The sequence below is a fragment of the Kitasatospora sp. NPDC022856 genome (genome assembly GCF_055561235.1).
Genome location: NZ_JBVHHE010000003.1, coordinates 301,296 through 310,543, shown reverse-complemented (window position 1 = coordinate 310,543; position 9,248 = coordinate 301,296). Strand labels below are relative to the sequence as shown.

The 9,248-nt window shown below is 73.9% G+C and carries 8 protein-coding genes and 1 pseudogene; 5 read left to right on the top strand and 4 right to left on the bottom strand.

What is annotated here, in order from left to right; translation table 11 throughout:
- Both ACZ34W_RS06285 and ACZ34W_RS06280 read left to right on the top strand, forming a co-directional pair.
- Positions 1–2,241, top strand: a pseudogene (locus tag ACZ34W_RS06285) (hypothetical protein); the annotation flags it as partial.
- A 107-nt stretch (positions 2,242–2,348) separates the two neighbouring features.
- Positions 2,349–3,278 carry a coiled-coil domain-containing protein gene (locus ACZ34W_RS06280; protein WP_218201876.1) on the top strand — a complete coding sequence of 310 codons (930 nt, stop codon included), beginning with the start codon at positions 2,349–2,351 and terminating at the stop codon, positions 3,276–3,278.
- A gap of 141 nt (positions 3,279–3,419) precedes the next feature.
- On the opposite strand, the gene ACZ34W_RS06275 is transcribed toward ACZ34W_RS06280, so the two are convergent.
- Entirely contained in the window at positions 3,420–3,740 is a 321-nt protein-coding gene (locus tag ACZ34W_RS06275) for a hypothetical protein (protein ID WP_329489635.1), read from the bottom strand.
- A complete protein-coding gene (locus tag ACZ34W_RS06270; RefSeq protein WP_329489634.1) occupies positions 3,737–4,531 on the bottom strand; it encodes an alpha/beta fold hydrolase in 795 nt (264 codons plus the stop codon). The genes ACZ34W_RS06275 and ACZ34W_RS06270 overlap by 4 nt, the downstream gene beginning before the upstream one ends.
- Before the next feature lie 92 nt (positions 4,532–4,623).
- On the opposite strand from ACZ34W_RS06270, the gene ACZ34W_RS06265 reads away from it, so the two are divergent.
- Together ACZ34W_RS06265 and ACZ34W_RS06260 are read left to right on the top strand one after the other, a co-directional pair.
- A complete protein-coding gene (locus tag ACZ34W_RS06265) occupies positions 4,624–5,631 on the top strand; it encodes an ABC transporter ATP-binding protein (protein ID WP_352289400.1) in 1,008 nt (335 codons plus the stop codon).
- A gap of 1 nt (position 5,632) precedes the next feature.
- A complete protein-coding gene (locus tag ACZ34W_RS06260; protein ID WP_352289397.1) occupies positions 5,633–6,400 on the top strand; it encodes an ABC transporter permease in 768 nt (255 codons plus the stop codon).
- Positions 6,401–6,428: 28 nt separating this feature from the next.
- Here the strand turns inward: ACZ34W_RS06260 and ACZ34W_RS06255 are convergent, their stop codons facing one another.
- The gene (locus ACZ34W_RS06255; RefSeq protein ID WP_329489631.1) at positions 6,429–6,752 is read right to left on the bottom strand and encodes an ATP/GTP-binding protein; all 324 of its coding nucleotides are present in this window, start codon (positions 6,750–6,752) and stop codon (positions 6,429–6,431) included.
- A gap of 227 nt (positions 6,753–6,979) precedes the next feature.
- On the opposite strand from ACZ34W_RS06255, the gene ACZ34W_RS06250 reads away from it, so the two are divergent.
- Complete coding sequence (locus ACZ34W_RS06250) at positions 6,980–8,287, top strand: LLM class flavin-dependent oxidoreductase (protein ID WP_329489630.1); 1,308 nt, start codon at positions 6,980–6,982, stop codon at positions 8,285–8,287.
- A gap of 117 nt (positions 8,288–8,404) precedes the next feature.
- On the opposite strand, the gene ACZ34W_RS06245 is transcribed toward ACZ34W_RS06250, so the two are convergent.
- Positions 8,405–8,797, bottom strand: coding sequence for an SCO5389 family protein (locus ACZ34W_RS06245; protein WP_329489629.1), 393 nt, complete (start codon positions 8,795–8,797; stop codon positions 8,405–8,407).
- Between the last annotated feature and the right edge of the window lie 451 nt (positions 8,798–9,248).

Genomic DNA, 9,248 nt, shown 5'->3' with positions numbered 1-9,248 from the left:
ACCGCCGCCGAGACCACCGCGCTCCGCGAAGCCGCCGAGGCCCACGCCGACCGACTCCGCACCGAAGCCGAACGGACCGCCGCCGAACTCACCGAGCGCACCGCCGCCGAGACCACCGCGCTCCGCGAAGCCGCCGAGGCCCACGCCGACCGACTCCGCACCGAAGCCGAACGGACCGCCGCCGAACTCACCGAGTACACCGCCGCCGAGACGGCCCGTCTGCGGGCGGAGGCCGAGGAGGCGCTGGAGGCCGCCCGGGCCGTCGCCGAGCAGCGGACGGCCGAGGCCGAGGCCGCCGCTTCGGCGCTGCGCGAGCGGGCCGAGGCCGACCTGGCCCTGGCCTCCGAGCAGGCCGAGACCGTCCGGGCCGAGGCCGGCCGGGAGCTGTCCGAGGCGCGTGCCACCGCCGAGTCGATCCGCGCCGAGGCGCGGGCGGTGCTGGAGCAGGCCGGCATCGACGGCGAGAAGCTGACGGCCGCGGCCAGGACCGAGGCCGCCGAGCTGGTCGCCAACGCCGAGGACGAGGCCGCCGAGGTCCGCCAGTCGGTGGCCGGGATGCACGAGGCCGCGTCCCTGCAGATCGCCGAGCTGCGGGCCACCGCCGAGCGCGAGGCCGCCGAGGTCCGCCGGGAGGCCGAGCAGGCCGCCGCCGAACTGCGCGACACCGCCGAGCGGGAGACCACCGAGCAGCGCGCGCTGGCCGACCGGGAGACCGCCGAGCTGCGCGAGCGCACCGCCCGCGCGATCGCCGAGCAGCACGAGACCGCCGACCGGGAGACCGCCGAACAGCGGGCCCTGGCCGACCGGGAGACCGCGGACCTGCGGGCCCGGACCGCCGCCGAGACGACCGCGCTGCGCGAGCAGACCGAGCTGGAGCTGGCCGGCGAGCGCCAGGCCGCCGAGGCCGAGCTGGCCCGCCGCCGCGCCGAGGCGCAGGCCTACGACGAGCAGCTGCGCGCCGAGGCCGAGGCCGAACTGCACGCCGCCCGGGAGAACGCCGAGCAGCAGCGCGCCGCCGCCGAGGAGCGGGCCGCCGCCACGATCGCCGAGGCCGAGGAGTTCGCCGCCGCGCTGCGGGCCGAGGCCGAGGAGTACGCGCTGGCCACCCGGTCCCTCGCGGACGACTACGACGCGGACACCCACGCCCGCGCCGACGCCTTCGACGCGGAGATCCGCGAGGCCGCCGAGCATTTCGACAAGGCCACCCGCGAGCAGGCCAAGTCCGTCCTGGAGCGGGCCTTCGCCGACGCCGAGGCGCTCGGCGAGGACGCCCAGACCACCGCGCTGGCCACCACCGCCGCCGCCGAGGAGCAGGCGGACGCGATGGTCGCGGCCGCCCGCAAGGAGGCCGACCGGCTGGTCGCGGCCGGCGAGGCGGCCGGGCAGGCCGCGGTCGAGAAGGCCCGGGCCGACGCCGACGCCCTGCTCTCCGAGGCCCGCCGGGACGCCACCGCGATCCGCGAGCGCGCCGAGGAGCTGCGCGAGCGCACCGACGCCGAGGTGGAGGCCCTGCACGAGCGCGCCCGCAAGGAGAACGCGCAGGCGATGAAGTCGGCCGGCGAGCGGGTGGACGCGCTGGTGACGGCCGCCCAGGAGCAGCTGACCGAGGCCGAGGAGCAGGCGGTGGCCGCCGTCGCCGAGGCCGAGGAGCGGGCCGCGGCGCTGATCGCGGCCGCCGAGGAGCACGCCAACGAGCTGAACTCGCAGGCGTCCGCCGAGGCCAGCAAGGTCCGGATCTCGGCCGTCCGCAAGGCCGAGGGCCTGCTGAAGGAGGCCGAGACCAAGCTGGCCGACTCGACCGACCGCGCCGAGGCCCTGATCATCAAGGCCGAGGCCAAGCTGAAGTCCGCCCAGGAGGAGTCCGAGGAGCGGATCGAGACGGCGGCGGCCGAGGCGGAGAAGCGCCTGCGGACCGCCGACGAGGCCGCCGACGAGCAGATCGAGCTGGCCAAGGCGGAGGCCGAGCGGGTACTCGCCGAGGCACGGGCCGAGGCGAAGCGGGTCACCGACGAGGGCCGGCGCGAGCTGGACGAGCTGGTGCGCCGCCGCAAGGACATCAACACCGAGATCTCCAGGGTGCAGGACGTGCTGTCCGCGCTGGAGGCGTTCGAAGCACCGTCACCGGTCGTGCAGGCGAACGGGGGAAGTACGAGCAAGAAAGACGGGGGGGCCAAGGCGGGTGCCGGAGTCGGCTCCCCCCGGTCGGGTGGCAATCGTTCCGGCAGCGCACCACCCGATTGAGCGGACATTCTCCGCAAGACAACGGCATTTCGCCGACGACACTCCGGTACCGTGTCAGGATTCCCTCAACCACCTCAGCGGTTTGACGACAGGAAGCCCAGAACCCCATGAGCGACAGTCACTCCCCTCACGGCTTCGACCTGGTGCGCCGTGGGTACGAGCGCGCCCAGGTCGACGAGCGGATCACCAAGCTGGTGGCCGACCGTGACAGTGCCCTGACCCGGATCAGCGCGCTGGAGAAGCGCATCGAGGAGCTCCACCTGGAGACCCAGACCGCGCAGGCGGCGGTCACCGAGGCGGAGCCCTCCTACGCCGGTCTCGGCGCCCGGGTCGAGAAGATCCTGCGACTCGCCGAGGAGGAGGCCAAGGACCTGCGCGACGAGGCGCACCGCGCCGCCGAGCAGCACCGCGAGCTCGCCGAGGCCGCCGCCCAGCAGGTCCGCACCGAGGCCGAGAACTACGCCAAGGACCGCAAGGCCAAGGCCGAGGACGAGGGTCTGCGGATCGTCGACAAGGCCAAGAGCGACAGCGCCCAGCTGCGCGCCGAGGCCAACAAGGACGCCCAGAACAAGCGCGAGGAGGCGGACGCCCTCTTCGAGGAGACCCGCACCAAGGCCGCCCAGGCCGCGCTGGAGTTCGAGACCAACCTGGCCAAGCGCCGCGAGCAGTCCGAGCGCGACCTGGCCGCCCGCCAGGCCAAGGCCGAGAAGCGCCTGGCCGAGATCGAGCACCGGGCCGAGCAGCTGCGCCTGGAGGCCGAGAAGCTGCGCACCGACGCCGAGCGCCGCGCCCGCCAGACGGTGGAGACGGCCCAGCGCCAGTCCGAGGACATCGTGGCCGACGCCAACGCCAAGGCCGACCGGATCCGCAGCGAGTCCGAGCGCGAGCTGGCGGCGCTCACCAACCGCCGCGACAGCATCAACGCCCAGCTGACCAACGTCCGCGAGATGCTGGCGACGCTGACCGGCGCGGCCGTGGCCGCCGCCTCGCTGCCGAACGACGACACCATGGGCGTGCCCGCCCAGCAGTCGCGCTGACGCCGCGGCAGGACGGGCCCCCACTCGCAAGGGTGGGGGCCCGTCCTGCTGTCCCCCGGCGACGGCCCCGGGGCGGCTCCCTGGCGGCCCCTGACGGCCCGGAGCGGGAGGTCGGCCGGCCCGACTCCCCACTCCCCGGGTTCACCGCGGATAGGCCCCGTCGGGCCGCTGGTGGCCACAGCTCAGCTGGTTGCCGTCGTCGTCCGAGACGGTGCCGAACCACGAGGTGCACCAGACCGAGACCGAGTCCCGCCAGTACTGCACCTCGAAGGGGTGTCCGGAGCCGTAGTCGCCGTACGAGGTGACGATGAAGGTCTCCCCGGGACGCATCCAGTAGTCCTCGCCGAGCGGCTCCAGGGTCAGTTCGAGCAGCCCCTCCCCGCGGTTGGTGACCGGTACCCGGCCGGTCACCTCCAGCGCCGAGAAGTCCCAGCCGCCGGTCTCCGCCCGCTCCTCCTTCATCGCGTCACCCGCGCCAGCAGCCCGCGCACCGCCGCGTCGAACGCCTCCGGCGCCTCCAGCGCGCTCAGGTGCCCCACGCCGGGGATGACGGTCAACTCGGCGTCGGGCCGCGCCCGCACCATCAGCTCGGCCTCTTCGAGCGGCATCAGGCCGTCCAGCTCCCCCGCCACGACGGCGGTCGGCACCCGTACCCCGGCGAGCACGTCCAGGGTCTGCGGCCGGGCCGCCATCGCCCGCTGCGCCCAGGCCACCGCCGCCGGCGACGCGGCGGCGATCATGCCCTGGACGCGGTCGACCAGGTGCCCGGAGTCCGGCCCGAGCTGGCCCGCCGCCATCCGCTCGTCGAGCAGCAGCTGGACGCTGTCCCGGGCCAGGACGGCGGCGGCGATCCGCTCGCGGTTGGCCCGGGCGGTGTCCGTGTCGGCGGTCGCCTTGGTGTTGGCCAGCAGCAGACCGGCCATCCGCCGCGGGTGGCGGCGGGCGAAGGCGAGCGCCACGTACCCGCCCATCGAGAGACCGCCGATCACCGCCCGGTCGATCCCGGCCGCGTCCAGCAGCAGGGCGACGTCGTCGGCCACCGCGTCCAGCGAGGGCTCGTCCGTGCCCAGCTCGGTACTGCCGAAGCCGCGCTGGTCGGGCGCGAGCACCCGGGCCTCGTGGCCGGTCGTCCCGGGCAGCCCGTCCAGTTGGGCGGACCACATCGAGGCATCGAGCGGGAAGGCGTGCAGGAGCACGAGGGGCATTCCGGTACCACTCTCGCGGACCGACAATGCGGAGGGGAGCTGGGTCATGCGCCCACCGTAGTTCGGTGCGCCCGGCGGGCCCACTCAGCGGGCCACCCTGTCCGGTTTGTCATAGCCTGACGGAGAGTGAGGGAGCGCGAATGATCGAGTTGCACGAACTGACCAAGCGTTACGGCAAGACGCTCGCGGTGGACCGGCTCAGCTTCCAGGTGCCGCAGGGTGTGGTCACCGGGTTCCTCGGCCCCAACGGCGCCGGCAAGTCCACCACCATGCGGATGATCCTGGACCTCGACCGGCCCTCGGGCGGCCGCGTCACCATCGACGGCAAGAGATACGGGCAGCTCAGCGAGCCGCTGAAGTACATCGGGGCACTGCTGGAGGCCAAGGCCGTCCACCCCGGCCGGACCGCCCGCGACCACCTGCTCTGGCTCGCCCAGAGCAACCGCATCCCCACCGGGCGGGTGGACGAGGTGCTCGCCCTGGTCGGCCTCACCCCGGTCGCCCGCAAGCGCGCCCGCGGCTTCTCGCTCGGCATGGGCCAGCGGCTCGGCATCGCCTCCGCCCTGCTCGGGGACCCGGAGATCGTGATGTTCGACGAGCCGGTCAACGGGCTGGACCCGGAGGGCATCCTCTGGATCCGCAACCTGATGAAGCGCCTCGCCGCCGAGGGCCGGACCGTCTTCGTCTCCTCCCACCTGATGAGCGAGATGGCCGTCACCGCCGACCACCTGGTCGTCATCGGCCGGGGCCGGCTCCTCGCCGACCTGCCGATGGCCGAGTTCATCCGGCGCAACTCCCGCACCGCCGTCCGCCTGCGCAGCCCCCAGCCCGAGCGGCTGCTGGACGTCCTGGCCGGTGCCGGGCTGCGCGGCGAACCGGGCCCGGACGGCTCCTACGAGGTGGTCGACGGCGAGCTCGCCGCGCTCGGCGACCTGGCCGCCGCCCACGGGGTGGTGCTGCACGAGCTGAGCCCCCAGCAGGCCTCGCTGGAGGAGGCCTTCATGCAGATGACCGCCGACTCGGTGGAGTACCACGCCGGGAGCGGCGAGGGCCGCGACGCGGCCGGGGCGCCCGGCACCTGGGGCGCGAACTGGCAGGGCGCGGCGGCGCAGCAGGAGCCGGCGGCCGTACAGCAGAAGGAGAACTGAGATGGCGTCCTTCCCCGCGGTGCTGCGCTCCGAGTGGACGAAGATCCGCAGTGTCCGGTCGACGGTCTGGACGCTCGCGCTGGCCTTCGTGGTCACCCTCGGTATCGGCGCCCTGCTGTCACTGCTCACCAACAACAACTTCGAGGAGTTCCGGGGCGACGCGGACAGCCCGTTCGACGCCACCGGGACGGCCTTCTCCGGCATCATCCTCGGCGAACTGGCCATCATCGTCTTCGGCGTGCTGGCGGTCGGCAACGAGTACAGCAGCGGGATGATCAGGGTCACCCTGGCGGCCGTCCCGCAGCGCGGGACCCTGCTCACCGGCAAGATGGTGGTGCTCGGCGCGCTGGCCTTCGCGGTCTCCCTGGTCACCGCGTTCATCACGTTCTTCGTCGGCCAGGCGCTGCTCGGCGACCACTCCACCAGCCTCGGCGAGCCGCACGTGCTGCGCGCGGTGTTCGGCGCGGCGATGTACCTGACGCTGCTCTGCCTCTTCTCGGCCGGCGTCACCGCGATGCTGCACAACCAGACGCTGGCGCTGGGCGTGCTGGTGCCGTTCTTCTTCCTGCTCTCGCCGATCCTCTCGGCGGTGCCGAAGGTCAAGACGCTGGCGCACTACTTCCCCGACTACGCGGGCTCGCGGATGATGCTCGTCTACGAGCAGCACAACCAGCCGTACGGGCCGTGGGCCGGCTTCGCGATCTGCCTGGCCTGGACGGTGGCCGCGCTGGTCGGCGGCGCGCTGGTGCTGAAGAACCGCGACGCCTGACCGGCTCGCCGACGCGGCCGCGGCGCCCTCAGTACCGGGGTGCGCCGCGGCCGCGCTGGATGTTCGAGGCCCGGCGGTCGCGGGCGCCCCAGCACGCCCGGTGCCAGTGCCGGCGGTCGTCCACCCCGGCCCCGTACATCGGCCACGCCACCACGTGGCCCACGCCCGGCGGGATCTCCTGGTCGCAGCCCGGGCAGCGGTAGTGCCGGCCGGCGGTGCCGGCCACCGTCTGCACCACCCACTCGTCCCCCCGGTAGCTCTCGGTGCGGCGCAGCGCGCCGCCGAGCGGGGCGGCCGGCGCCGAGTCCTCGTGATCGGCTGCGCTCTTGATCCGGTTGCGGCGGGGCGACACGTCTGGCTACCTCTCTACGGGGGCTCGTGACCGTTCCAGGTTACGGCCGGCGCGCACCCCTCGAAGCCACTATCACGGCGCCGCCCGGTGCTTCGGTGTTTCCCGTGATATCCACCCGTTCTTCTGTGAAATTCGTGGTTCGGCGTGCCATTGGCACATGACATCGGTTACTCACAAGGGGAGAGGCGGGGCCCGCAGACCCTGCGCGCACCCGAGGAGGCCCAAGGATGACCAAGACCAGCGCCCGCGCCGAGACCCGCCGACCCGTCGGAGTCCGGCCGCCCACCGTCGGCCCGGCACCCACGACCGCCGGCCCGGCCACCGCCACCGGCGCCCCCCTGCCGGCACCCCAGCGCTCCGCCGCACGCCCCGCGGACACCGCACCGGTCAAGGTCGGTGCCTTCCTGCTCTCGGCCCAGTTCCCCGGACAGACCCACGGCGAGGCGCTGGACCGGACGGTCCGGGCCACCGTCGAGGCCGAACGGGCCGGCCTGGACAGCGTCTGGCTCGCCGAGCACCACTTCGTCCCCTACGGCGTCTGCCCGAACGCGGCCACGCTCGCCGCGATGCTGCTCGGCCGCACCCGCCGGATCGGGATCGGCACGGCGGTCAGCGTGCTCTCCACCGCGCACCCGGTGGCCCTCGGCGAGCAGGCCGCGATGCTGCACCTGGTCTCCGGCGGGCGCTTCACGCTCGGGGTGGGGCGCGGTGGTCCGTGGATCGACCTCGATGTCTTCGGCGGCGGGGTGGAGGCCTTCGAGCAGGGCTTCCCGGAGCGGCTCGACCTGCTGCTGCGCTGGCTGCGCGGCTCCCGGGTGGGCGCGGACGGCCCGCAGTTCAGCTTCCCCGAGGTGGCCGTGGTGCCGCGTGCCACCGAACCGCCCCGCCGGCCCGACCTCGGCGCCTGGCTCGGGCTCGGCGACCAGTCCGGGCTGCTGCGCTTCCCCCGCCAGCGGGTGGAGGCGGACGCGCCCGTCGACGAACTCACCGCCTCGGGGCGCCCGGTGGCCGGGCCGCCGCTGGTGGTGGCCTGCACCTCACCCGGCGGAGTCCGGCTCGCCGCCGAACGCGGCCTGCCGATGCTGCTCGGCATGCACTCCGGGGACGACGACAAGCTGCGGATGCTGGAGCTCTACCGCACCGCCTGGCTGGCCGCCGGGCGCGGCGAGGAGCAGCTGCGCCGGATCGGCCGCCAGCACGTCGCGGCCGGGGTGGCGCAGGTCGACGACCGGACCTCGACGGCCCGGGCCACGCTGCTGCGCGCGATGCCCGGCTGGTTCGAGTACGGGCTCGGCGCCCACCGCACGGTGGACGGCCGGGAGCGCAAGATGCGCGACCCGCACGCGTACACCGAACTGCTCTGCGACCTGCACGCGGTGGGAACGCCGAAGCAGTGTGCCGACCGGCTGCTGGCCACCGCCGAGCGCACCGGCATCCGGCGCTTCGCCCTCCTCGCCGAGGGCAGCGGCGACCGTGAGGCCACCCTGCGGAACATCGCCCGGCTCGGCTCCGAGGTGCTGCCGCAGCTGGGCTGACGTCGCCGGGCCGCCCCTCCCCTGAGCGGAGTGGGGCGGCCCGGTGGCGGTTCCGGTGCCGCGGCGGCGGCACCGGCGTTCCCCGCGCCGTCGAACCGGCACGGTCGGCCCGCGCGATCAGCAGTCCCGGAGTTCCTCGGACTGGTTGAGCAGCTGCTCCCGGACGGACGTGAAGCGATCGAACCGCGCCTCGTTGGAGTCCGACGGCAGGAACACCGCCACCCGGTGACAGTTCTGGAAGGCCAGCCGGACACCGAAGTGGCGCTGCAGCGCACCCCGGATGGCGTCGCTGGCGAGGGCCCGGAGGAGCTGGCCGCGGGCCTGCTCGCTGGGCGGCGGAACGTGGTTGTCGGCGAAGTCGGTGCCGTCGACCTTCGCCTGGGCGACCAGCGAACTGATCAGCTCCCAGGCGTACGGCAGGGAGACGCGGACGCAGTCGACGAATTCCCGCTCGTCGACCTCGCCCCGCTCGGCCTTTTCCAGCAGGGCCGGTGAGACGTCGAGCGACATGGATTCTCCTCTCGCGGTCCACCCGCGCGGCGCCCGGGTGGTGATGCGTAGTCCAAGCTGAGGGTGAGGGTGGGCGAAACGCGCGTGATGTCCGGAACGCCGTCGGACGGCTGTTTCCGGCACCGCGCGGAGGCGGCGGCGCCGAGGCCGCGTCGGAGGACGCGTCGGGGGCACCGGCCGCTCAGGACAGCGTGGCAGCCGATCGGGGGCGAGGCCGGGGATTCCTGTGGATTGCTCCGTAAATACGCCTTGCTGCACCAGATTGGCCGGATCCTGCTGGATCGTTCACCTGAAGTCTCCGTCCCCGTTGACAGCTCCGCTGCAAGCAAGCCGTCACACACCGTAGCTGCCCGTGGGAATGGGCGCCAGAGTGCCGACAGGCATTCGCGGGATCGCCGAACTTCCATGTTCGCGGGGTTCGCGGATTCTTCACCCGGCCGTCGCGGAATCG

Bases quoted from the DNA above. Each gene is read 5' to 3' on its own strand.
- ACZ34W_RS06280 (WP_218201876.1), top strand. From the start codon at position 2,349: ATGAGCGACAGTCACTCCCCTCACGGCTTCGACCTGGTGCGCCGTGGG.
- ACZ34W_RS06275 (WP_329489635.1), bottom strand. From the start codon at position 3,740: ATGAAGGAGGAGCGGGCGGAGACCGGCGGCTGGGACTTCTCGGCGCTG.
- ACZ34W_RS06270 (WP_329489634.1), bottom strand. From the start codon at position 4,531: ATGACCCAGCTCCCCTCCGCATTGTCGGTCCGCGAGAGTGGTACCGGA.
- ACZ34W_RS06265 (WP_352289400.1), top strand. From the start codon at position 4,624: ATGATCGAGTTGCACGAACTGACCAAGCGTTACGGCAAGACGCTCGCG.
- ACZ34W_RS06260 (WP_352289397.1), top strand. From the start codon at position 5,633: ATGGCGTCCTTCCCCGCGGTGCTGCGCTCCGAGTGGACGAAGATCCGC.
- ACZ34W_RS06250 (WP_329489630.1), top strand. From the start codon at position 6,980: ATGACCAAGACCAGCGCCCGCGCCGAGACCCGCCGACCCGTCGGAGTC.
- ACZ34W_RS06245 (WP_329489629.1), bottom strand. From the start codon at position 8,797: ATGTCGCTCGACGTCTCACCGGCCCTGCTGGAAAAGGCCGAGCGGGGC.